General features: G+C 43.5%; 19 protein-coding genes. 5 read left to right on the top strand and 14 right to left on the bottom strand.

Features of this window, described 5'->3' with window-relative positions; all coding sequences use genetic code 11:
- Positions 1–89 precede the first annotated feature (89 nt).
- From H6G96_RS10685 to H6G96_RS10660, 6 genes are all read right to left on the bottom strand, one after another.
- Positions 90–710: a low-complexity tail membrane protein gene (locus tag H6G96_RS10685; protein WP_190911425.1), complete on the bottom strand. Its 621-nt coding sequence runs from the start codon at positions 708–710 to the stop codon at positions 90–92.
- A gap of 106 nt (positions 711–816) precedes the next feature.
- Positions 817–3987 (bottom strand): translation initiation factor IF-2, encoded by a 3171-nt coding sequence (gene infB / locus H6G96_RS10680; protein WP_190911424.1) that lies wholly within the window; start codon positions 3985–3987, stop codon positions 817–819.
- A gap of 481 nt (positions 3988–4468) precedes the next feature.
- Positions 4469–4738, bottom strand: a complete 270-nt coding sequence (locus H6G96_RS10675; RefSeq protein ID WP_190731269.1) for a YlxR family protein — start codon at positions 4736–4738, stop codon at positions 4469–4471.
- Between the two features lie 148 nt (positions 4739–4886).
- A complete protein-coding gene (nusA, locus tag H6G96_RS10670; RefSeq protein WP_190911423.1) occupies positions 4887–6164 on the bottom strand; it encodes a transcription termination factor NusA in 1278 nt (425 codons plus the stop codon).
- A 193-nt stretch (positions 6165–6357) separates the two neighbouring features.
- Positions 6358–6819 carry a ribosome maturation factor RimP gene (gene rimP / locus H6G96_RS10665; RefSeq protein WP_190911422.1) on the bottom strand — a complete coding sequence of 154 codons (462 nt, stop codon included), beginning with the start codon at positions 6817–6819 and terminating at the stop codon, positions 6358–6360.
- Between the two features lie 229 nt (positions 6820–7048).
- The gene (locus tag H6G96_RS10660; RefSeq protein ID WP_190911421.1) at positions 7049–8467 is read right to left on the bottom strand and encodes a hypothetical protein; all 1419 of its coding nucleotides are present in this window, start codon (positions 8465–8467) and stop codon (positions 7049–7051) included.
- A gap of 376 nt (positions 8468–8843) precedes the next feature.
- Between H6G96_RS10660 and H6G96_RS10655 the strand changes: the two genes are divergently transcribed.
- Positions 8844–9632 (top strand): peptidoglycan-binding protein, encoded by a 789-nt coding sequence (locus H6G96_RS10655; protein ID WP_347242211.1) that lies wholly within the window; start codon positions 8844–8846, stop codon positions 9630–9632.
- A gap of 31 nt (positions 9633–9663) precedes the next feature.
- On the opposite strand, the gene H6G96_RS10650 is transcribed toward H6G96_RS10655, so the two are convergent.
- Positions 9664–10557 (bottom strand): hypothetical protein, encoded by an 894-nt coding sequence (locus tag H6G96_RS10650; protein ID WP_190911572.1) that lies wholly within the window; start codon positions 10555–10557, stop codon positions 9664–9666.
- A 170-nt stretch (positions 10558–10727) separates the two neighbouring features.
- Positions 10728–12620, bottom strand: coding sequence for a serine/threonine-protein kinase (locus H6G96_RS10645; protein ID WP_190911419.1), 1893 nt, complete (start codon positions 12618–12620; stop codon positions 10728–10730).
- Positions 12621–12908: 288 nt separating this feature from the next.
- Here H6G96_RS10645 and H6G96_RS10640 point away from each other — a divergent pair, with 288 nt between their 5' ends.
- A complete protein-coding gene (locus H6G96_RS10640) occupies positions 12909–13817 on the top strand; it encodes a DUF3365 domain-containing protein (protein ID WP_190911418.1) in 909 nt (302 codons plus the stop codon).
- 248 nt (positions 13818–14065) lie between these two features.
- On the opposite strand, the gene H6G96_RS10635 is transcribed toward H6G96_RS10640, so the two are convergent.
- Positions 14066–15319 carry a serine/threonine-protein kinase gene (locus tag H6G96_RS10635; RefSeq protein WP_190911417.1) on the bottom strand — a complete coding sequence of 418 codons (1254 nt, stop codon included), beginning with the start codon at positions 15317–15319 and terminating at the stop codon, positions 14066–14068.
- Between the two features lie 366 nt (positions 15320–15685).
- On the opposite strand from H6G96_RS10635, the gene H6G96_RS42335 reads away from it, so the two are divergent.
- Positions 15686–15817, top strand: coding sequence for a hypothetical protein (locus H6G96_RS42335; protein WP_277932910.1), 132 nt, complete (start codon positions 15686–15688; stop codon positions 15815–15817).
- A 90-nt stretch (positions 15818–15907) separates the two neighbouring features.
- On the opposite strand, the gene H6G96_RS10630 is transcribed toward H6G96_RS42335, so the two are convergent.
- Positions 15908–17215, bottom strand: coding sequence for a Rid family detoxifying hydrolase (locus H6G96_RS10630; RefSeq protein ID WP_190911416.1), 1308 nt, complete (start codon positions 17213–17215; stop codon positions 15908–15910).
- A 101-nt stretch (positions 17216–17316) separates the two neighbouring features.
- Positions 17317–17748 carry an NUDIX hydrolase gene (locus tag H6G96_RS10625; RefSeq protein WP_190731280.1) on the bottom strand — a complete coding sequence of 144 codons (432 nt, stop codon included), beginning with the start codon at positions 17746–17748 and terminating at the stop codon, positions 17317–17319.
- 197 nt (positions 17749–17945) lie between these two features.
- Between H6G96_RS10625 and malQ the strand changes: the two genes are divergently transcribed.
- Positions 17946–19454, top strand: a complete 1509-nt coding sequence (malQ, locus tag H6G96_RS10620) for a 4-alpha-glucanotransferase (RefSeq protein ID WP_190911415.1) — start codon at positions 17946–17948, stop codon at positions 19452–19454.
- Positions 19455–19548: 94 nt separating this feature from the next.
- Here malQ and H6G96_RS10615 read toward each other — a convergent pair whose 3' ends face one another.
- Both H6G96_RS10615 and H6G96_RS10610 read right to left on the bottom strand, forming a co-directional pair.
- On the bottom strand, positions 19549–20361 hold the full coding sequence (locus H6G96_RS10615; RefSeq protein ID WP_190911414.1) for a RodZ domain-containing protein: 813 nt from the start codon (positions 20359–20361) through the stop codon (positions 19549–19551).
- Positions 20336–21148: a pseudouridine synthase gene (locus tag H6G96_RS10610; protein ID WP_190911413.1), complete on the bottom strand. Its 813-nt coding sequence runs from the start codon at positions 21146–21148 to the stop codon at positions 20336–20338. Before H6G96_RS10610 ends, H6G96_RS10615 begins: the two co-directional genes overlap by 26 nt.
- Before the next feature lie 155 nt (positions 21149–21303).
- Between H6G96_RS10610 and H6G96_RS10605 the strand changes: the two genes are divergently transcribed.
- Positions 21304–22017, top strand: coding sequence for a DUF2993 domain-containing protein (locus H6G96_RS10605; RefSeq protein ID WP_190911412.1), 714 nt, complete (start codon positions 21304–21306; stop codon positions 22015–22017).
- Between the two features lie 28 nt (positions 22018–22045).
- On the opposite strand, the gene H6G96_RS10600 is transcribed toward H6G96_RS10605, so the two are convergent.
- A complete protein-coding gene (locus H6G96_RS10600; protein ID WP_190911411.1) occupies positions 22046–22564 on the bottom strand; it encodes a DUF456 family protein in 519 nt (172 codons plus the stop codon).
- Between the last annotated feature and the right edge of the window lie 12 nt (positions 22565–22576).

The following is a 22576-nucleotide window of genomic DNA, read 5'->3' as shown; positions in this document are numbered from 1 at the left end:
CCCCTGCCTCCCCTGCCTCTCCTGCTCCCTCACCTCCCCCTACTCTCCTCTCTAGCCCTTTAAAGTGAAATAATATACTTTATGGGCTACTACGAATCTGTATTAATCCTAAACAAAGATTCTAATAACCGGGGCACGATTTGATTAACTCGCACACCTAAAATCGTGAAATCTTGCTTAATCTTTTCTAAAGATAATGGCTCTATGCCAGCGAATTCTGTGTCATTAGTCACTAAAACTCGCATTACACTCACAGGTACTTGTAAAAATAGATTGCTGCCCAAAAAGGCTAACCCCGCAAGCACTAGTGCAACGCTGCGCCATTGTGGAAGAAATTTAGCTGAATTTGCTACTAATGGGGCAATTTGGTAGAGATGCCACAGTACCCAAAGTGATAGTACTGCTGCCACTAATGCCAGGATACGATTTAACTTTGTATTAGTTAAACAGAGAATTTTTCGCTGCCGTTCAGTCAGATTTTCTGGCTTTAGGGCTATTCCTAAAAGAGCAAATATATAAAAAGGACGACGCAATTGCATCCATAGTAGAGGAAGAATGCCAATGGCGGCAACTAAACATAGCTCCATCCAGACTGGCAAAAATGGCTCGCCTACAGACAAAAACAATAAGCAGAGCAGTAAAAAAATAGGCAACGTCGCCAATCCAGCGACATGAATCCACAAAATAGGTTCAGAGCGAAATGAATGCATAATAAAAAGTTATAAGTTAAGAGTTATTAGGAGTTACAAATTAGCAGTCTTTAACTCCTAACTCCTAATTTATTACTCCTAACTTCTAACCATTTTACCCTCAACACTATCTCGTTAAGGTGAGAGTGCGGCGCTTCGTAACCATCTGATAGGATTCGATGATGTCACCTTCAACCCAATCATTGAATTTATCTATGCCGACACCGCATTCATAACCAGCGTTGACTTCGCGAGTATCTTCTTTCATCCGTTTTAGGGAGTCAAGAACGCCTTCAAAGATCACCTTACCGCCACGTCGCACCCTGACTTTGCAGTTGCGAATTAGCTTGCCAGATTGAACATAGCAACCGGCAACAGCACCGCGACCGACTGGGAAGACGGCACGGACTTCGGTTTGGCCCAAGGGTTCTTCGACCAACTCTGGTTCCAAAAGACCTTCCAAGGCATCTTGGATATCTTCTAGGAGTTTGTAGATCACGTTGTATTCTCGGACATCTACACCCGCTTCATCGGCGGCTTGTCTAGCGCCACTGGCAAAGGTGGTGTTGAAGCCAATAATTACAGCGTTACTGGCAGCTGCTAAATCGATATCTGTCTCGGTAATTTCTCCAGCAGTAGCCAACAGCATCCGAATTTGGACTTCGTTTTGTGGGATTTCCTTGAGCGCTCCCACAATGGCTTCTACAGAACCTTGTACGTCTCCCTTCAAGATCAAGTTGAGTTCTTTCAACTCGCCTTCTTGTGCTTGAGCCGACAGGGTTGTAAGGGTAACACGACCTTGTAACAGGCGGGATAGGCGTTGTCTATCGGCGCGCTCGCTAGCGAGCGCTCTGGCTTCTTTTTCGTTCTCGAAGACCTCGAACTCGTCGCCTGCTGCTGGCACAGCACTTAAACCTAGTACCTCAACAGCAAAGGAAGGAGAAGCAATATCTACTCTCTTACCTCTGTCATCTACCATCGCCCGGACTTTACCGAAAGCCGAGCCAGCTACCAAGATATCTCCCACATGCAGGGTGCCATTCTGAATTAGCAAGGTAGCAACTGCTCCCTTGGCTTTATCGAGATGTGCTTCAATTACAGTTCCTTTGGCGGTACGATCTGGGTTGGCGGATAGTTCTGCAACCTCTGCTACCAGCAGAATCATCTCTAAGAGCGTATCCAGGTTTTCACCTCTGATGGCGCTCACGGGAACCATGATTGTCTCACCACCCCAATCTTCTGCGGTCAGACCATACTGGGTAAGTTCTTGTTTAACCCGTTCTGGTTGTGCCCCTTCTTTGTCAATTTTGTTGATTGCAACAACAATTGGCACTCCGGCTGCTTGGGCGTGGCTAACGGCTTCAATGGTTTGAGGACGGACACCATCATCAGCAGCTACTACTAATACGGCAATGTCTGTTACCCGCGCTCCTCTAGCCCGCATCGCTGTAAAAGCTTCGTGGCCAGGAGTATCTAGGAAGACTATCTGCTGTGGTTTGCCCTCATGTTCCACATCCACATGGTATGCACCGATGTGTTGAGTGATACCACCAGCTTCGCCAGCAGCCACTTTTGTTTTGCGAATTGAGTCGAGCAGGGTTGTTTTCCCGTGGTCTACGTGACCCATAATTGTCACGACTGGCGGACGGCGGTGGAGATATTCTAAGTCTTCTGCGCCGACCATTTCTGTAATTTTCCGAGCTTCTGCTTCTCGCTCGACGGTTTCGACTTCTATTTCTAGTTCTTTTCCTACCAGGGTAATTGTGGGAATATCCAGATTTTGGGTGATACTCACCGCCATGCCTTTGAGGAACAGGATTTTTACAATCTCTGTATCGGGAACGGCTAAAACGTCAGACAGTTCTTGCACAGTCAAGGGGCCAGTGATCGTGACCTTTTCGGGACGGTCACGCTTTGTATCGGCTTCTTGTTGTTGGCGACGATTATTGTGATGGTCACGGCTAGAACCAGATTTAGAACCAGGTTTTCTACTTCCTCTAGCAGTTGGGGCGCTAGCAAGGGTTGCCCCTGGCATCTGCACAGGTCGAGTAGCTTTTGGCTTGGGAGGACGGGCAATGGAAAGGCTGACTTGGACGGTGGCTGGTGAGTCGCTATCGTCATCATCCAGTAAATCTTCTTCAAACTCATCATCCAGTATCGGCTTGATCCGCTTACCTTTGACGCCGGCTTTAGCCTTCTCTTTAACTTCGTCAATTATTTCCTCTTCTACCCACTTTTTGCCACCTTTGGTGGGGCGAGGGGGACTTGGGCGTTTCAAATCGAGGAGATCAGGTGTGACGACTGGCTCATCACCCAATCCTTGAGATTTGCCCGCTATTCCTGACATCTGTCTGGGTGGAGTAGCGATCGGCATTGCGGCGGCTACAGCTTCACCAGGGCGTGCTGGTCTGGGTCTTTGCCCTTCTCCTAACTGTGATGGTGGAGATGGTCTATTGCCCCTCTGCTCTGGTCTAGTGGGTGCAGGGGTAGGTCGAGCCTGTCTTTGTGGCGCAGATTGTGGAGATTGGTCAGTTGGTAGTTTAGCAACTCTTGGCTTAATTTGTTCGCGATCGCCTTCGACGGGCCGTTGCCGTTGGTCGCGCTTGAGGATCGGTTTGTCTGCCTGAGATACTTGCTCTTCTGCCACCGGGGCTTCTTCCGCCGCAGGTCTTGGCGGTGGGGCAGCTAATTGCGGTTTGATCGGTTTTTCCGCTTTCGGTCTGGGTGGAACTATTTTTTCTGGTTTTTGGGATGCTGTTTTTTCCGACGCCTGATTTGGATTTGGCGTTTGTTCCAAGTCCGTAACAGGAGGAACAGGAGGTTGCTCTTGAGTCTCAGATTGAGTCCGGGGCACAGGTCGAGTTGGTGCTGCCGGCTTCATGGGTGAGACTGGTGTAGCGAAAGGCCGTGGTGGAGAGGGAGGATTAGCTTCAGACAAGGCAGCTTGGGTATTGGTAGCAACTGACGCCTCTGGGGCGTTGGGGGTAGTATTTCTCAATATTTTGGGTTTGCGTATTTCCAAAATTTGCTGTTTGTGGGGTGCAGCAGGTCGGGCAGATCCGCCGTTTGGCGGTGAGTTTGGCTTATGGTTGGTTGTACGTAGTTCCTTTTTGGCGGAGACATTCGTCGCTGCGAGTTTTTCCGCAGCCGTACGGATGTTTTCTGCCTCGGATTCTGAAATCGTGCTGCTATGACTTTTGACCGAGATGCTGAGCTGGTCGCAAATTGCTAGTAGCTCTTTGTTATCCAAATTCAATTCCTTTGATAATTCATAGATTCTAACTTTGCCGTTGTTCATCCACTCTTCCCCTTTAATTTACAGTTTTAGCGGATGGTTGCCTGGTTTGCGACATCTCCATCCTTGGATTACTGTTTTTAGACTGCCGTTCAGTTTTTGCCGGTGCCTCCAATCAGGAAAGAGAGATGTTTCGGTTTAATAATGGCATCCCCACCAGGAATGATGGTTGAGGGACACCCATAAAAATTTTTTAAATAAAAGATTTTTATAGGAACCCCTGACGCCGAACTGCGCCTAAGCGCTACCAGGTTGCCATTTTGTAGTTTCTTGTTTTGGTGATTCTGAGCCTTCCACAACACAATCGATTACATCTTGTTCTGGGAATCTTGCCTCGCCCCTCTTAATTATTTGGAGAGCCGAAGCCTTTTACACCCATTTACTATTTTGGCACTAACCTTAACGATCAACAGAGGGTGTCATGAAAGCGCGACTTCGGCTTTCGCACTATTCCTTTGATGATGACGTCACGAAGTTGTTCCAACTAAATTTGGTTTTGGGTATTGGTGCGGGCTAGACGTTGCGACAAGCTTTGGTACAGTGTTTCTGGCACTGATGCATGTAGCGATCGCCCTAGTCGATTTTTTTTTTGAGCTGCTTGTAGGCAACTCGTTTGCGGACAAATATAGGCAGAACGCCCCATGCCCTGATCTAATTGTACCTTTCCCGATGGAAAGACGCGGACAATCCGCCAAAACTCATCTTTTGAGCCTACTTTCCGGCAACTAACGCAGCGCCGATAATTTGGTTTCATCGGTTCTCTGTGATCTTAGTCCAGCATTCTGGGTGTAAAAATAAGTTTTTTATTACTATTTTTTACTTATACCAAGGCATCTTTCAGAAAATAATCTTTGAGACTCGGACTACAATCAACATTATCAAAACTTTACAAGGTTTATCAATTACTCGTCGTCGCTAGTATCAAAAGTATCCTCCTCTTCTAATTCTTCCTGATTTTCATCTTCTAATTCTTCCTCAAACTCAAGCTCATCTTCGTCTGATTGATATTTTGCTCTTACAGCCGCAAATTTCTCATCCTCTCCTGCATAGTCGTATTTAGCTTTGTCTTTGATGTCTATTTTCCAACCAGTCAGACGGGCTGCCAAACGGACATTTTGTCCTTCTTTCCCAATGGCTAAACTAAGTTGGTCTTCAGCCACGAGTACATGAGTTTGCCGGGATTCTGGATCCATCAAGCGTACTTCATCCACCCGTGCTGGACTTAAGGCATTGGCAATATATGTTGCTGGATCTGGCGACCAACGAATTACATCTATTTTTTCACCGCGTAATTCGTTGACTACCACTTGAATTCGCGATCCCCTGGCTCCGATACAAGCGCCAACTGGGTCTACATCGCGATCAAGGGTATCTACTGCTATTTTAGTCCGGGGGCCGACATAACGGGAGGGGGGGTTTGCCTCCCTAGCTACGGCAACTATCCGTACCACTTCATCTTCAATTTCTGGGACTTCGTTGGCAAATAGATAAACCACCAAACCAGCATCAGCGCGAGACACAAGTAACTGTGGCCCTCGTTGCTGACCTTGGGAGACTTTTTTGAGATACACCTTGAAGGTGGCATTTGCCCGATAATTATCGTTGGGCAGCTGTTCCCGCTTCGGTAATTCGGCTTCTACTTCTGGCTGACCAAAGCCACTGCTAACTGCCAGAACCACAGACTGCCTCTCAAACCGCAGGACTCTTGCTTGCAGGACAGTTCCTTCTAAATCTTGGAACTCTTCTTGCACCATTTGGCGCTGTTGATCCCGCAATTTTTGCGCCAATACCTGCTTAGTTTGCATCGCTGCCATCCGACCAAACTCTCCTTGATCGGGAGTCACATCCAGCACCACAGAGTCCCCTAACTGCGCTTCGGGAGCTACTTGTTGAACTTCCTCTAGGGAAATCTGATGGTCTGTGTTATTGACTTCTTCGACAATAGTTTTGGTAGAAAGAACGCGAAATCCTTCTCCGTCAATATCGAGTTCTACTTCAAAATTCTCAAAATAATCTTCGTCAAACTGTTTGCGCTCTAAATTTTGGGCGCGACGATAACGTTCGTAGCCTTTAAGTAGTGCTTCTCTAATAGCTGATTGAACTGCAAGACGGGGTAAATTCCGCTCATGACTTATACTTTCAATTAATTCTTTTAATCCAGGTAAAGTAACCATTGACATAAGCAATCTCCTTTAAAAATTAGGGAGTGGGGACTGAGCATTGGGCATTGGGTATGGGGCATGGGGCATGGGGTATTGGGTGCAAAGGCAAAAGACTTGCAGCAACTTACCCTCTGCTCCTCTGCTCCTCTGCTCCTCTGCTCCTCCAATCCCTTAGCCCCTAGTCCCTAGTCCCTAGCCTCTAATCACTCGTTTATCGGCGCTCGTCTAGCTGCACCTTAGTAATTAGGGAACGGGGAATTTCGACTACACGACCTTTTTGGTTTAAGTAAAGTGCTGTCTCATCACGGCGAATCAACTGACCAATCCACTCTTGTTGTCCGTCGTAGGGTGGCGAAGTGGAGATGATGACAGGAAATCCTTTAAAGGAAATAAACTCCCTGTCTGTTACCAGCTGCCGCGAAATACCAGGACTAGAGACTTCCAAGACATAGGCATCTGGAACGATTTGGGCAGCATCTAAGGAGGCTTCTAAAGCACGGCTCATCCTCTCACAATCATTTAACCCGGTGTCTTGCTCAGGATTGCGAATGTCTACGCGCAACACTGGTGGACTTTGGTTAGTGTGAAAAACTACGCCAACCACTTCCAATCCCAGTTCTTCTGCCACTGGTGTCGCCAAATCAATAATTTGTGGAACTAAAGGATGAGCCATGAGAAAATTCAATAAAAAAAGTGGGCACTGACCCACTTCCTGCGATAGGTATATCTTCCAAGAAGTCTTGTGACGAACCAATAATGATTCGCCTAATTCGAGTTTAGCGCATTTATTGGATAGTCAATAGTGATTGGGGATTGGGGATTGGGCATGGGGCATTGAGCATAGTTATTCTCTCTGTTTCCCTTGCCTCCCCTGCTCCCTGCTCCCCCTGCCCCCTGCTCTCTCATCTTTGCACTACTGCTGGAACTGATATATGTGTTCGTAACTGCCTGGTTTGCTCGATAATTTGGTCTATGTCTTCTTGGGACAAACGTTGGACGTAGTTAAGTTTGATTTCCTCTAAGAAGTCAAAAAGTAAACTTTGAATTTCTGAAAGTACGTGTTTTTCCTTTATTTCAGATCCCAAGGCATCGCTGAAGCTTTGTACAAGTTGACTGGTGAGTTTTGCACCAACAGGGTCTTCAACAGCGCTAACTAAAGTTTTGTAAAGATTAGTTGTGATTTGAGTAGCTAATTGTTCGCTTAACTGAGTTTGGGCTTGTCCCACGCCAGGGAGGTTTTGGAGGTTGCGGTAGACGGGTACTTGATGGAAGACGGTTTCAATGTTGTGGCGCAACATGGCAATGATTGCAGGTTGGATTTCGGGTAGCACTTGGTAGACAATTGTTTTTACCAAAAGACCTGCGATCGCTTCCACTTCATTTACATTATTAATATCTATGTAGGGACGTAAATTTTCTTGTTGCGAGAGCCAGCGCGTTAACTCACCCTTCTGTATTGAACCCTGAACCTGATTAATTACTCTCACCACTACAATTTCTGTGAGTTCTTCGGCAAAATTAGCGACAATCCCCTGATTAATTTGTTTTCGCAGTGGATGCAGATTCAATAACCGCACTTGATCGAGGCGAATTAATACAGGTAAGATTCGCAGCCACCGCCAAAATGGCAGTAGTAAAAATAGGTCGTACCAACGCCATAATAGTGCTTCCAACCAGCTAAAACCAGGATGTTGGCGTCTGATAAAGAAAGTACGCCCTAGCAATTCTAAGCCAAATAAAATCACAAAGGGTAAGTCAATAATCCAGAAATTATCAACAAATTCGCCATTTTCACCGATTTGGCGGAAGTAGTTAGAGGCAATCAGAGGGCGGATGCTCTCGTTAAAAAAACTAATTTGTTGATCCCAGCCATTTTTTGATAGATATGGCTGACTCCAAAAAGTGGCAAAGGACTGTTTTGCAGATTCATTACCGATGTGCGATCGCATCCGATTTTTGATTTTTTCCAGAGTCCCACTCTTATTCACTCCCGCAAACGGGTTAGTGTCAACCATTTCGTTGCTAAGACGCCTTATTTCCTCTAGTCTGCTATTTACCTGAGGCGACTGTAACCCTGTTTGGCTGACTTGTTCTTCTAATGCCTTTACTGTTTCTAGATAATTTTTTGTGTCTCGATGAGGTTCAATACCTTTTATTGGGTCATAAATCTGAATAATTTGAGGAAGTTTTCGTAAGTAGGAATCTCGCCAAGGTACGTAACTTAAGTTAAACAAAACTAAACCTAAATTTACGGTGGCAGTAATTGCCATAATTCTTTCAAACCAAAGATTCCGCTGCTTAGAAGATTTTATATTTTTCATGTTACGTCATATATTATACATTCCGTAATTACCTTATCTCTAAGTTGACACAGGTGACAAATATATGCACTACTGTAATTTAGTGTTCAAGGGGTGTATTCGATTCAAATAATAACCTCTACATTGCTAATACAAGATACTCCTTTCGATGGATGACACAAAATGATTTTTGTTGTTCAAATAAAACTTGAAAAAATAAATCATAAATTATTCAAAAAATATTAAAAAATAGCGAAAAAAGTTATTAAACAAACTTAAAATGCAGCTGTTAATGTTTATAATCCTGCTGATTTAACCCAAAGGAGTTTTGAGTATGTGGTGTGGGTTTAGAAAATCAAGCGCGACCTTTGCTGTTACTTGCCTGATAACTGCTAGCATGGTAAGTGTAGACACAGGTTTCGCAGCTCCTCAAAGTAGCTATACACCAGAGCAATTTCGTTCTGTGTTGCGAGGATTAGGCTATAACGTCAAGGTAACAAATAGCCCTTTGACGGATGAAGCAACTAGAAAGGCGATTCGTGAATTTCAGACTGGTTATAAGCTAAAACCAGTTGATGGGATAGCAGGGCCAAAAACCAAAGATTTTGCTGCTAACATCGTTCGAATTTTAGAAGCAAATTTAAATGCAGTAGTAAAACCAAATCCTCCCCTTGCGCGCAATCATTTGTATGATTCCCGCACGGAAGCAGTGGTGAAGGAGTACCAGAAGAAATATCAGTTGTCAGAAACTGGTATTGCTAATTTAGCACTCCGCCAAAAGCTGAATGAAGAAGCAAAGACAGTGTTCAGTCAGCCAACACCAACACCGGGAGCTACGCCAACACCGGGAGCTACACCAACACCGGGAGCTACATCAACACCGCGAACTACGCCAACACCGCGAACTACGCCAACACCCGGAGCTACCCCAACACCCGGAGCTACCCCAACACCCGGAGTTACCCCAACACCCGGAGCTACCCCAACACCCGGAGTTACCCCAACACCCGGAGTTACCCCAACACCCGGAGTTACCCCAACACCCGGAGCTACCCCAACACCCGGAGTTACCCCAACACCGGGAGTTACGCCAACACCCGGCGTTACCCCAACACCCGGAGTTACGCCAACACCCGGCGTTACCCCAACACCCGGAGTTACCCCAACACCCGGCGTTACACCCTAGTGCCTACCAAAAACTTCTACCTCGAAACCTCTCAAGTCATCTGATTTGGTTCTTCTAAGGGTCTGCCCTTGGGCATAGGTAGAATTGGGCGGGGGTCATTGTAAGGCATAGGAATGTACTGGACGCTGGGTCGGCCTCCTTGGGGCTGTGGGTACAAATCCATAAGATCATAAATAGAACGGGGCAGTCCGACAGTTACGGGCAGCCCCATTTCTGTTGCTTCTTCTATAGTTATCGGATAGTCATGGGTGACACGCCCGGTTGTCAAGGCTTCGATAATCGGCTCGATATTTTCTGGCAGAACTTTTTGTTTGGGTATACTGTCTTTTAGCAAAGTCCTTACAAATCTCTGTACCTGCTGTATTGCTTTGCGTGAAAGATCGGCCATAATGAGAGTTTGATCATCAATCTCACCAATGGGTTTGTCTTCAACTACTTTCAAGATACTCGCTGCGGGGTAGTTACCCAATTGGGGATCAACTGGCCCCAAAACAGCGTTAGCATCCATAATAATTTCATCAGAGGCGAGGGCAAGCATTGTACCGCCACTCATGGCATAGTGGGGTACAAAAACTGTAACTTTTGCCTGGTGGCGAATTAATGCTCTGGCGATTTGTTCCGTAGCCAAAACCAAACCACCAGGAGTGTGCAAAATTAAGTCAATCGGCACATCTGGCGGTGTGAGGCGAATTGCTCGCAATATTTGTTCTGAATCTTCGATAGTAATGTAGCGAGATAAAGGAATTCCTAAGAAGCTAATAGACTCTTGGCGGTGAACCAGCAAAATTACCCGACTTTTACGTTCCTGTTGAAATTGTTGTAAAGCACGTAAGCGCCGATATTCTACCTGACGTTTTTGCCAAAGGGGTTGCAAAGAAGTCAAAAGGAGAAAAATCCAGAATAAATCACCAATACCAAAGCCCATAAATATTAATTCTTGTTCAAAAATAACGCTTGCCGTCATTATTGTCACAAGTTTTGGGCGATCGCAGGTCTATCTATAGGTTTAAAACTTTCAAACCACACTAAGTAAAAATATTATTAATTATGAATTACGTAGCTTGCTTCTCACCGGAGGCGAGTATTACAAATTACTTATGATTCCCGCCGCCAAATCTTTATAGTATCGTCATCACCACCGCTAACTATAGTTTGACCATTGGGACTGAAGGCGACGCAACGAACATAGCTAGAATGCCCTGTAAGCGTGCTGATTTCTCTACCACTGTGTAAATGCCACAGTTTAATAGTGTTGTCCCAACTGCCACTAGCGAGAAATTGCCCATCCTGGCTAAAAGCAACTGACCAAACTGAATCAGAATGACCAATGAAAGTACGAATTTCTCTGCCTGTATTTACATCCCACAATTTAATTGTGTTGTCACCACTGCCACTGGCGATAATTTCCCCATCCTTGCTGAAGGCGATACAGTTGACGAAGAAAGAATGACCTAATAATGTGCAAATGTTTCTGCCTGTGTATACTTGCCATAATTTAATGGTGTAATCGGTACTGGCACTAGCCACAAGCTGTCTATCTTTGCTATTCGTTGCAGGCGTTGTTGGAGAATAGGCAACTGACGAAACTGAGTCAGAATGGCCTATGAGAGTTTGGGTTTCTATACCTGTGTGTACTTGCCAAAGTTTAATTGTACAGTCAACACTGCCACTAGCTAGAAACTTGCCATCTGGACTAAAGGCAACGGAATTCACCCAATTAGTATGACCAGTGAGAGTGCGAATTTCTTTGCCTGTGTTTACATCCCACAATTTAATGGTGTTATCCCAACTCCCGCTAGCTAAGATTTCCGCGTTCAGGTCTGCAACTCCCACAGATTTGCCTGACTCCCCTTGATAAGAAAGTTTTGAAGAGATTGGGCTAAAAGCGACAGAATGAACCATACTGGTATGACCAGAAGACCAACGACCGAGTTGACGCACTAGCTTGCCAGTACCCAGTTGCCAAAGTTTAATAGTATGGTCATTACTACCACTAGCAATTAATTGCCCGTCTGAGCTAATGGCGATCGCATGAACCATACTAGAATGACCTTTGAGGGTCTGTACACATTGCCAATTCTGTTGATTTAATACAACAGGTGGAGGCGGTTTAAGTTTAGGAGTTATCGCCAAAGTCGATGATATTGGTGTTATGTTCTTGCCAGTATCAGGGCCCAATAAATCCAACCACTCTTGCACAGACTGGGGACGATAAGTTGACTCCAAATCCATGCCGCACATAATAGCCTGATTTACCCTGTCGCTGATCTTAGGATTAAAATATTGTGGTGGTTCTAAATTAACGTTGTGACGTCTATCATCTGCACTCGTCGGTATAACTGCGGTAAGCAAATTATACAAAGTAGCAGCTAAGGCATAGATATCAATGTATTCTCCTCGTGGCGCTTCTGATTCATACTGTTCAGGTGGGGCAAAACCAGGAGTACGATACACTGTATGCCTTTGAATCATATTTGGAATAAATTCTCTAGCGATGCCAAAGTCTATCAGCACTGCTTCTGATTTATCAATGCGGATCATAATATTACGTGGTTTAAGATCCCGATGCAGTAGGCCTTTGGAGTGAATTAACGTCAAAGCATCGCCAATTTGTCGAATGTAAAGTAGCGCTTCTGCTTCTGATAGCACCCCCATTCGTCTCACGTACTGTCCTAAGTCTTCGCCTTCGATGTACTCCATTACCATGCAAGGCAAATTTCCGTCATCAAAGATGGTTTCTATCTGTACTATATGAGGATGGTGACACACAGCTAGCCGAACTGCTTCATCACGGAAGTCTTGCCGTAACTTGTTTCGGTGAAGTATCCAGGCCGGGTGATTTAGGATTTCTTCTTTGAGGGTTTTAATCACTCGCAGTTGATTCTGTTGATTTCTGGCAAGATAAGTAATGCCAATTCCGCCTTCGCCTAGTTGGCTTTCAATAATGTAGCGTCCACCGAATAAAGACTTTCCCGCATTCCACACCATTAGTAATATTTGACAATTCCTGGTATTTATTTTGGCACGGTATCAGAACAGCCAACACAATTTTTGGAAATTCAATTTTGTTTTGTTGATGTAGCTTTTTAAAATTAGTTACTTAGAAAGCATTTTCAATAACCTCAATAATTACTAATATAGAGTTGGGTATACCCTATTAGTTTTAGCTAAACTATACCTTTACATCAAAATTTTATTTAATTACTCATGCTAAAGTGAACGATAACTTTAGCGATATTTGGTCATAATAGTTTGACTTGTAGGTAACGTGAAATTATGCTAAAGAATCTGAAGCTGAAACAAAAATTTACAATTTTGCTACTGGTAATTCTGACGTTTGGTCTGAGCTTGAGTGGATTTGCTCTTTCTTCTCTGCTCAGAGAGAATGCTAAACAAGATATTAGCTCAACAGGTCTTATGCTCATGCAAACCATGAGTTCTGTTCGTCACTACACCAATACTCAAGTTAATCCAGAGCTGGCTGATAAATTGGAAACTGAGTTTTTGCCCCAAAGTGTTCCTGCATACTCAGCACGGGAAATATTTGAGATTTTACGGAAAACACCAGACTACCGTGACTTTTTTTATAAAGAAGCAACTCTCAATCCTACAAATCTTCGGGATAAAGCTGACGGTTTTGAGACAGAAATTGTAGAAAGGTTCAGAAATAAATCAGACCTTAAAGAAGTAAGTGGATTTCGCTCAATTCCTGGTGGCGATGTCTTTTACATTGCTCGTCCGCTACCAATTTCTGAAGAAAGCTGTCTAAAGTGTCATAGTGTACCTGAAGCTGCACCTCAAAGTATGATTAATCTTTATGGTACAGCTAATGGATTTGGGTGGAAGCTGAATGAAATTGTCGGCGCTCAGATTATTACAGTACCAGCAAATAACGTCATCAATAAAGCTCATCAGTCTTCCCTACTAATTATCCTAATTGTATCAACTATTTTTATAGCGACTATCCTGTTAGTCAACTTGTTCTTAAATCGACAAGTTGTAATGCCTCTTAAACGTATGACTCGTGTAGCCGAAGAAGTTAGTACCGGGCATATGGAAGTTGAATTTGAGCAGATGTCTAATGATGAAATTGGTAATTTAGCTAAAGCCTTTAGACGGATGCAGTTAAGCTTGGAAATGGCAATGAAAAGAATCAAACGCACTCAGGGAAGTGTAGGGGAGTAAAATAATTCGTAATTCGTAATGACGCTCTCCAGGTTTCGGGAGGTGTTACAGGCAGACTGCGTAGCTTGCTTCTTTGCAGGAGTAAGTGAACTAGCTACAGCTACGCTAAGTAATTTGCGTAATTCAGTTTTATGTCAGAGATTTAAACACCGCCACAAAACTGGCCGCGTTTATTTGCTCTTTGCTTAACCCTCCAGAATTAGTTAAACAATTCAAAATACTCTCTCAATCAACAGTGGTCTAAATGTTTATGAGAATAAGTTTTTTTTGAATTCAAAAGCTGCTTGAAAGTCAGGAATTTCGTTGGCTATTAGTTCAACAAATTGGTCAGGTGAAATGTAAGGATTTTGAGCTAATATTTCTTCCATAACTAAATTTGCTATTGGTCCGATATGGTAAGCTAACTCTTGGTGACAATGTTTGATAAATGTTGGTTGGAGCGAAGATTGTTGTTCTTTAATTCGCCCATTTTGCATAACAGCCGGTGAAGTAGGTGAATTAAAAATTGTTTCTTCAGGTGGTTGCTTATGTGACTGCGATATTGCCGACATAGCCTGAAATTCAGGATTAAATATCGTTGCAGGCAAATCATCAAGCATAATTGCAGGAGACATTACCACTTCTGGTTTTGCAATACGCTCTAAACTTATAAGAACTTCCCTAGCTGTTTGGTATCGCTTGTTAGGTCTATCTGCCAACATCTGATCGAGTACTTGAGCGAAATCATCACTAACATAAGAATAATAACGCCAGTTCCATTCTAAGGAATATTGATCCATTAGTAAGGATGGATCTCTACCTGTGAGTAATACAATAGCTGTCACTCCCAAAGCATAAAGGTCACTAGAAGGGGAACATAAGCCCAAGCTAATCTGTTCGCGGGGAGCATATCCCACTTTGCCGACAAGGGACATTTTGCCAACAAAGGTTACCTGGTGATTGGGATTTCTCCCTTCATTCATGTCAGCAATTTGCTTGCCTACACCGAAGTCAATCAGCACTGGCAAATCATTGCCATCAGGTAACATGATATTATCAGGTGAAATATCTCTATGGATGATGTTATGTTGGTGGACATACTCCAAAACAGGCAGCAGATTTTTTAGCCACTCTATAACTTCCTCTTCAGAGAAGTTTCTTCCTTGACGTTGAAGTTCTCCTAGCAGTCTAGAATATGTTTTACCATCAACATACTCTTGTACTAGGAATAATCGACCATCTCCTTCAAAGCAAGCCAAAAACTTGGGAATTTGAGGATGTTGCAATTGATGAAGAATTTTTGCCTCTCTTTTAAATAAGTTGCGATATTGTTCTAGTCCACTCTCACCTGTGCCTATGGGCGCAAACTCTTTGAGAACACAAGCTTCATTAAAGCGGCGAGTGTCAAAGGCCAAGTAAGTTCGCCCCAATCCTCCCTGTCCCAGAAGTTTTTGGATAATATAGCGGTTATCGATTAGAGTTCCAGCAGCTATTTCTGGTTTTGTCATAGGGGACTGTGACATCTCATCGCACTCCTAGCGATTTTATTATTGATAGATTATTCAGTTTGCTGAAAGTCAGAAACTCTAGCAGATAAAGGCTTATAACATCCTTAAAATTGAGATTATCATCACTGTCAAGACAAGGAAATACACGTTTCTACAATCTTTTGACGGTCTTTTGTGACCAAATAGACAATTGTTACCTGAGTAGTTTGATCTTACTACTCTACTCATACTTACGTATTTTAGCAGCCGTAACATAACCAGTGTCTGCGGTAATCTCTGCGACTGTTCTGGGCATCGCCTTTGGGATTGGCAGATAAACCACATTTTACCCCTAATAACTCAATTGGCACGCACTGAGCTTTGGAACAGTAAGGATATAGTGTGATATCATATTTATCCGGAAAACCTGAGTTTACTATAGACCTGCCGAAAAAATTATTATATGTATTTCAAGTGCTGAATATGCGATCGCTCTCAAAAGTTAATCTTTTTGGGGAGCGATCGCATGAATAGACAGGTACTTTTCACTTAGAATTTAATAACCCGCAACTTGGATTAATAAGTGCGTTACGTTGTGGCGTTAACACTTATTGTTTTATTTCTCTAACCGCTAATTACAGCGATCGCATCAATCTCTACTAACACATCTTTAGGTAAGCGCGATACCTGCACACAAGCCCGCGCAGGGGCTGTATCTTCAGGAAAATATTTAGCATAAACAGCATTCACGGCTGCAAAATCATTCATATCAGCTAGAAATACAGTGGTTTTGACCACATCTTGAAAAGTCGCACCAGATGCTGTCAGGATGGCTTCAAGGTTAGCTAATACTTGCTCGGTTTGTTTTTTGACATTATCAGTGTAGACGACATCACCAAGGCGGGGATCGATGGCAATTTGTCCAGCTACAAATACAAATTGACCTGAAGCTGCGATCGCTTGATTATAAGGGCCAACTGGAGCCGGTGCGTTATCAGTATTAATTACTTTACGGGTCATAGGTATCACTTTCTCTAACGATGTTTCTTGTTTACCGATTTCCGCTTCAGAAGCGATCGGCTTGTAGACTTCTCCATCTGGCATTATCGCACCAGTTAGGTCAGCATCTTTAAAGGTTGCCCCGTAGACATCTGCCCCAGTTAAATCAGCCCTTCTCAAATTTGCTCCATCTAAATTTGCTCTGGTTAAATTTGCCCATCGCAAATTGACTTTTTCTAAATTTGCTCCTTGGAGTAATGCTTTTGTAAGGTTTGTACTTTGAAGAGATGCTGCTGCAAAATCTATGTCAGCCAAATTTATGCCTGAGAGATCAACTTTGTTCAGATTCGCTCTATGAAATATACTTCCTTGGAGTTTGGCACTTTGCAATATTGCCTCAGTTAAGTTAGCCAGAGTAAAGTTTGCTCTAGTTAAGTACGCTTGGCTAAAATCTGTCTCAGTTAGATTAGCTTTACTGAGATTAGCTTCAGCTAAGGAAGCGGCAGTCAGGTCTGCACTACTAAGAGTTGCTCCAGTTAAATTTGCAGTATCTAGGTTTGCATAAATTAATTTTGCACTACTTAGGTCTACATCTATCAAGTTTGCCTGTTCTAAGTTTGCATGATTCAAATTTGCGCTGTTCAAAATTGATCGACTTAAGTCAGCACCACTGAGGTCTGCCCAATAAAATATTACTGAACAAGCACTCACCGAATTTAACTTTGTATCTGTTAGAGACGCGTTAGTGAGATTTGTACTATTAAGTTTTGCTTGGGTTAAGTTTGCTCCACTTAAATCAACTCCAGTCAAATTTGCATTGTGTAGGTCTATCTCACTGTGGTCTGCACCTTTAAGATTTTCTTGACTTGCATTTACTGCATGAAATTTCCGTTCTCCTGCGGCGTATTTATCCAACAGTGTCTCAGCATTCATAATGCACCTTTAAATACCACTGACACAGTATAATCACAGAAACTTTGTGCCACAGGTATTCCTCTCCACTCTTGCTTTGCGTCCTTTGCGGTTCGTCCCTCTTACCCCAACCTTGGACGTATCCCATAATGCCGATATCGCCAATAATCCCGCAAAATGCGATCGTGGTCAAAACATAAATTACCAGGCACACGCCAATACTCAAAAACTCCTACACCTTTAGCATCATCCCCAGCCACAGGTTCACCCGTCGCTGTCGCCAAAAACACAATGCTAATAGTATGCTGACGCGGATCGCGATTGGGATCAGAATACACCAGTAATTGTTCAACTAACTCTACCTGCAAACCCGTCTCTTCTTCAGCTTCCCGTCGGGCCGCCACTTCAACCGCTTCCCCATAGTCAACAAAACCACCAGGAATAGCCCAACCTAAGGGTAGATTATGTCTTTCAATTAACACTATTGGCCGATGAGGTCGATCTACTAGTTCAATGATGATATCAACTGTTGGTGCAGGATTTCGGTAAGTCATAATTATTTAGTCATTGGTCATTGGTCATTAGTCAAGAGTAAAGGACAAATGACTAAGGACAAAAATGAGTTTACTTGATTTACCTTGCAAATACTGTTCCGTGATAAATTCGATGCGATTGGCTTTGCCACTGCCCCTTGGGCGATCGCATCGCGTGTCCATCAGACAATTGCTCCCTCTAATAATTCAGGTTGCTTATGCCTTTTCCTAGATCCAGTGGTATTTTGCTGCATCCTACTTCCTTTCCCAGTCGATTTGGCGTTGGAGATTTAGGCTTAGAAGCCTATCGCTTCATCGATTTTCTTAAAGATACCCATCAACAATATTGGCAAGTTTTACCTTTGGGTCCCACTGGATATGGTAATTCCCCCTATATGTGCTACTCGGCAATGGCAGGAAATCCCCTGCTGATTAGCCCAGAAAAACTGCGAAACGAGGGTTTGCTATCTGAAGAAGACTTTGCTAATTTACCAGGATTTCCGGTAGAAAAGGTAGATTTTGACCAGGTTGTGCCGATTAAGATTGGGCTGCTAAAAAAAGCCTGTGAAAACTTTAAAGTAAATGCTACGGACATCCAAAAAAACGAGTTTGCTGGTTTTTGTGAGAGTAAAGCCTATTGGCTAGATAATTACGCTTTATTTATGGCGTTGAAAGATGCCCACGAGAATGCAAGCTGGCACACATGGGAACCAGAATTTGTCAAGCGTAAACCTGAAGCATTAGCTGAAGTCCAAGATCGGCTCAGTGGAGATATCTTTTATTACAAGTTCGTTCAATTTGAGTTTTTCCGGCAGTGGTCAGAACTGAAAAGCTATGCCAATATGCGCGGTATAGATATTATCGGCGATATCCCGATCTACGTATCTCACGATAGTGCTGACGTGTGGGCACATCCCGATATCTTTTGCTTAGACGAAGAGACAGGAGTTGCTGCCCAAATGGCAGGAGTTCCACCAGATTACTTCAGCTCCACCGGTCAATTGTGGGGCAACCCGGTTTATAACTGGCAGGAATTACAAAAACAAGACTTTAAATGGTGGGTACAACGCTTTGAGGCAATGCTGGATTATGTAGATATAATTCGCATTGACCACTTCCGCGGCTTCGAGGCTTATTGGTCAGTAGCCAAAGGCGAAGAAACTGCCATGAATGGCAAATGGGTGGAAGCGCCTGGAGATGCTTTTTTTGAAGTGATTAGGCAGAAGTTGGGCAAGCTACCTGTCTTGGCAGAAGATTTGGGAGTAATTACACCAGAGGTAGAAGCACTGCGAGACAAGTATGAATTTCCTGGGATGAAGGTTTTGCAGTTTGCCTTTGGTTCTGATCCCGGTAATCCATTTTTACCATTTAATTACCCGCGAAATGCTGTAGTTTATACCGGGACTCACGATAACGACACAACTGTAGGCTGGTTTAATTCAGCTAGCGACTACGAAAAGCAAAATCTGTTGCTTTATTTAGGTTGTATTAGTCCTGAAGGCATCCACTGGGATTTAATTCGTCTAGCTTTGAGTTCCATAGCCAACCAAGCAATTATTCCCTTGCAAGATGTTTTGGGATTAGGAAACGAAGCGCGGATGAATTTTCCTAGTGTTGCTGAGGGTAACTGGGAGTGGCGCTATCAAGCAGAAGCGTTGACACAAGAATTAGGCGATCGCTTAAAAGTTCTGACCAGACTAAATGGACGCGCCCCGGAAGGGCAATAAAGGCAGGGGGAGCAGGGGAGGCAGGGGAGGACAAGGGGGACAGAGAGAATAACTATGCTCAATGCCCCATGCCCTATGCCCTATGCCCCATATTTCAAAACTTAGGTTTTGCAGCAATCCTAACTTCTTCCTCTTTCCCTGGCTCTCCCATTTTCTTGGCTTTTTCCTGATTGACGCTCATTAAAACACCACCAGCATTATCAGTTTTCACTGTGAGTTGTTCTTGAGCTTTCCAAATTCGGTGAGTTCCCTCTGGGAGAGTACCCTCAAACTCGGTTTTGCCATCGGCTACTACCCGAATCCAAGATGACGCTTTTAAAGTGACACCAATCTGTACAACCTGTCCCTGTTGTGCGCCGCTAAGAGTGTCGCTTACAGGTTGAACTTTTAATGAATCTTTTAGTTGGGCTACTTCTGGTTTAACACCGGACTTATGTTTTATGTATGGCTGATTTTGGCTATTACTTGCTTGTAGTACCGCACTATTTAATAACTGAGATAAGCCATTTACAGAGCATACAATTAGCAATATGTAAAGAAAATAAAGGTGAATCGGACGTAGTTGCTCAAGGGGTGAAGTATTCCCCATGCTTTGACGGTTCACTTGTGCAGAACTGATTGGAAAAGTGCCAGAAAATTCTACTCCATTCAAGCCTAGTGCATCGGCAAATTGTCTGATTAAACCCTGTATATAGACTGGTTCTGGCAGATCATTTAAATTACCTTCTTCGATCGCCTGCAATAATCGCTGGGGAATCCTAGTTAATGCAACCATTTGCTCTAGAGATAGACCCTGTTCTTGACGCAATGCCCAAAGTTGAGCGCCCATTTCTGCCAACTTTTCGGCTCGTTGTTGCTCTAATGAAATTGATGGCTGGTGGTTATTCTTCTTTCTTAGCCATTTCATGCCTACTGACACTCCTTAACTCCACTGAATCTTTAATAGGTTTTGTTATCTGCTCTTGCAAAAAGTGAATCTCGTGATCCTTGAGGGAACGATATTTACCCTCTTCCAAAAAAGGTTCTTTTGGAGTTTGTAATTGAATTGAACCGATAGCAGTCCGATGCAGCTTGATTACTGGGTATCCTAACTGTTGAGCTATCCGGCGAATTTGGCGATTTCTTCCCTCCTGCAACACTATTTCTAAAAAGCTTTGCTCGGCACGATGTTCTATTAGCTGTACCTTAGCGGCCCTGGTTTTTCTACCGTCCAACATCACACCCTGACGCCACATTTGCAGTACTGATTCTGAAGGGTGTCCTTCTACCAAAACACGATATGTCTTGGAAATACTGTGACGGGGATGGGTTAGTCCAAATGTCAGATTTCCGTCATTAGTCAGGATTAATGCTCCTGTAGAGTCTGCATCTAAACGCCCAACTGGGTGAATACCTGTACCGTCCCGTAATTCTTTCGGTAGTAGATCCAGAACTGTTGGTCTGCGGTGAGGGTCGTAGCAAGTCGAAACCACACCTGCTGGTTTATGTAGCAATAAATATATTAAAGCCGGACGCTGCTTTTTAGATACAGGCTTACCATCAATTGCGATCGCATCTTTTTGGGGATCAACCTTTTGACCTAAATGTGCCAATACCCCATTGATTTGCACCCGTGAGTGCCTAATCATTTCTTCGGCTTCACGGCGTGAGGCGATACCCCATTGAGCAAGAATTTTTTGTAATCGTTCCTCCATCTGGAATTACTTATTTACTGTTAACAATTAAATGATATTTGCATTTTGTTGCGAGTAGGCATAAATGTTACATTTAAGACTTGTTTGATTTATCAATAGAAGGCAGCAGGCAGTGACCCTCTGCCACCTTCAATACTCATAAACAAATTCGTTAGATGCCAGAGCAAAATCCCCAATCCACAAATGCAAATAAAATCCGCATAATTACGCAGGTACTCACAACAGCCCTAAAGCTCTGGCTGAGAGCGCAAGTAAGCCAAATATCTGAATTAGAAGTGGAGATTAAAGCGAGCGATCGCCAAATTCTTTCTGGGCGTATCCCGTCGGTATCTATTTTTGCTACTCATGCAGTTTATCAAGGTGTCTTAATTACAAAAATTCAATTAATTGCAGAAAATATTCGGATAAACATTGGCTCGGTACTCAGGGGCAAACCCTTACGACTGTTAGAAACAGTACCAGTAGTTGGCAATTTGATCGTAGATGAAAAGGATCTTAATGCTTCTCTTTCATCTGACTTATTATCGAATGCTTTGAGCGATTTGCTGATTAAGGTTTTACCAACATATTGCCCAAAGTCACAACCAATTAATTGGCAAGAAATTATCCTTGATTACAATCAAATTATACTGCGAGGTCTGAGAGTCACCAATAATGAAACAACTCCTTTGGAGATTTGTCTAAGCTCACAGTTACTCAGTGGGCATGAGTTGCAAGTGGCACATATAAAAATCAAGCCCGACCAGGAGAATGTATTAGAGGACAATCATCAGTACAATCTGGATCTTGGTTCAGATGTCGATATCCAAGAATTAACGCTGATCCCAGGTAAACTAGTGTGTCGTGGGCAGATTAACGTTAATCCTTAATGACGACAAATCAAAAATTCAGAAATTGCTAAGAACCAAACACCTGTGGCCAAGTTGTCACAACGAAAACTACAACTGCGGCGATCGCTAACAACCCTTGAATCAAATTTCCAATCAAAGAGCCGACTACAATTCCGATACCCGCCTTAACTGCCAACCTGAATTCACGTCGGTAAAGATACTCACCAATAATTGCTCCCACAAGCGGGCCTAATAAAATTCCTAACAGTGGGCCGCCAAAAGGCAAGGTTGGCAATAATCCCAAAAAGCCCACTACCAAACCGACAATTGCGCCAATTTGCCCCCACTTACTAGCTCCAGCTTGTTTTGCTCCCACATAGCTAGCTAAAAAATCTACTGCGACACTGAGCAGTAAAACTATAATTGTCACGATTAATGGAATTTTGATCGCTGCAAAAGAACTACTAACGATTCCCCAGGCGATAATTGCAATTAAAATTAAGCTGCTACCAGGAATAGCTGGAACTACAGCACCGATGATACCCACAAACATTACAGCAAGTAATAGCCAATAAATAATTTGCATAGATAGAATTGT

It is taken from the genome of Nostoc sp. FACHB-892, from assembly GCF_014698795.1.
In the GTDB taxonomy this organism is placed as follows: Bacteria; Cyanobacteriota; Cyanobacteriia; order Cyanobacteriales; family Nostocaceae; genus Nostoc.
Note: the sequence above shows the minus strand (reverse complement) of the source record. Positions and strands in the feature narration are given on the sequence as shown.

Bases quoted from the DNA above. Each gene is read 5' to 3' on its own strand.
- H6G96_RS10640 (WP_190911418.1), top strand. From the start codon at position 12,909: ATGCTAAAGAATCTGAAGCTGAAACAAAAATTTACAATTTTGCTACTG.
- nusA (WP_190911423.1), bottom strand. From the start codon at position 6,164: ATGTCAATGGTTACTTTACCTGGATTAAAAGAATTAATTGAAAGTATA.
- H6G96_RS10615 (WP_190911414.1), bottom strand. From the start codon at position 20,361: ATGAAATGGCTAAGAAAGAAGAATAACCACCAGCCATCAATTTCATTA.
- H6G96_RS10685 (WP_190911425.1), bottom strand. From the start codon at position 710: ATGCATTCATTTCGCTCTGAACCTATTTTGTGGATTCATGTCGCTGGA.
- H6G96_RS10610 (WP_190911413.1), bottom strand. From the start codon at position 21,148: ATGGAGGAACGATTACAAAAAATTCTTGCTCAATGGGGTATCGCCTCA.
- H6G96_RS10630 (WP_190911416.1), bottom strand. From the start codon at position 17,215: ATGAATGCTGAGACACTGTTGGATAAATACGCCGCAGGAGAACGGAAA.
- H6G96_RS10645 (WP_190911419.1), bottom strand. From the start codon at position 12,620: ATGGTGTGGAATGCGGGAAAGTCTTTATTCGGTGGACGCTACATTATT.
- rimP (WP_190911422.1), bottom strand. From the start codon at position 6,819: ATGGCTCATCCTTTAGTTCCACAAATTATTGATTTGGCGACACCAGTG.
- H6G96_RS10660 (WP_190911421.1), bottom strand. From the start codon at position 8,467: ATGAAAAATATAAAATCTTCTAAGCAGCGGAATCTTTGGTTTGAAAGA.
- H6G96_RS10600 (WP_190911411.1), bottom strand. From the start codon at position 22,564: ATGCAAATTATTTATTGGCTATTACTTGCTGTAATGTTTGTGGGTATC.
- H6G96_RS10675 (WP_190731269.1), bottom strand. From the start codon at position 4,738: ATGAAACCAAATTATCGGCGCTGCGTTAGTTGCCGGAAAGTAGGCTCA.
- H6G96_RS10650 (WP_190911572.1), bottom strand. From the start codon at position 10,557: ATGGGCTTTGGTATTGGTGATTTATTCTGGATTTTTCTCCTTTTGACT.
- H6G96_RS10635 (WP_190911417.1), bottom strand. From the start codon at position 15,319: ATGTCACAGTCCCCTATGACAAAACCAGAAATAGCTGCTGGAACTCTA.
- malQ (WP_190911415.1), top strand. From the start codon at position 17,946: ATGCCTTTTCCTAGATCCAGTGGTATTTTGCTGCATCCTACTTCCTTT.
- H6G96_RS10655 (WP_347242211.1), top strand. From the start codon at position 8,844: ATGGTAAGTGTAGACACAGGTTTCGCAGCTCCTCAAAGTAGCTATACA.
- H6G96_RS10625 (WP_190731280.1), bottom strand. From the start codon at position 17,748: ATGACTTACCGAAATCCTGCACCAACAGTTGATATCATCATTGAACTA.
- H6G96_RS10605 (WP_190911412.1), top strand. From the start codon at position 21,304: ATGCCAGAGCAAAATCCCCAATCCACAAATGCAAATAAAATCCGCATA.
- infB (WP_190911424.1), bottom strand. From the start codon at position 3,987: ATGAACAACGGCAAAGTTAGAATCTATGAATTATCAAAGGAATTGAAT.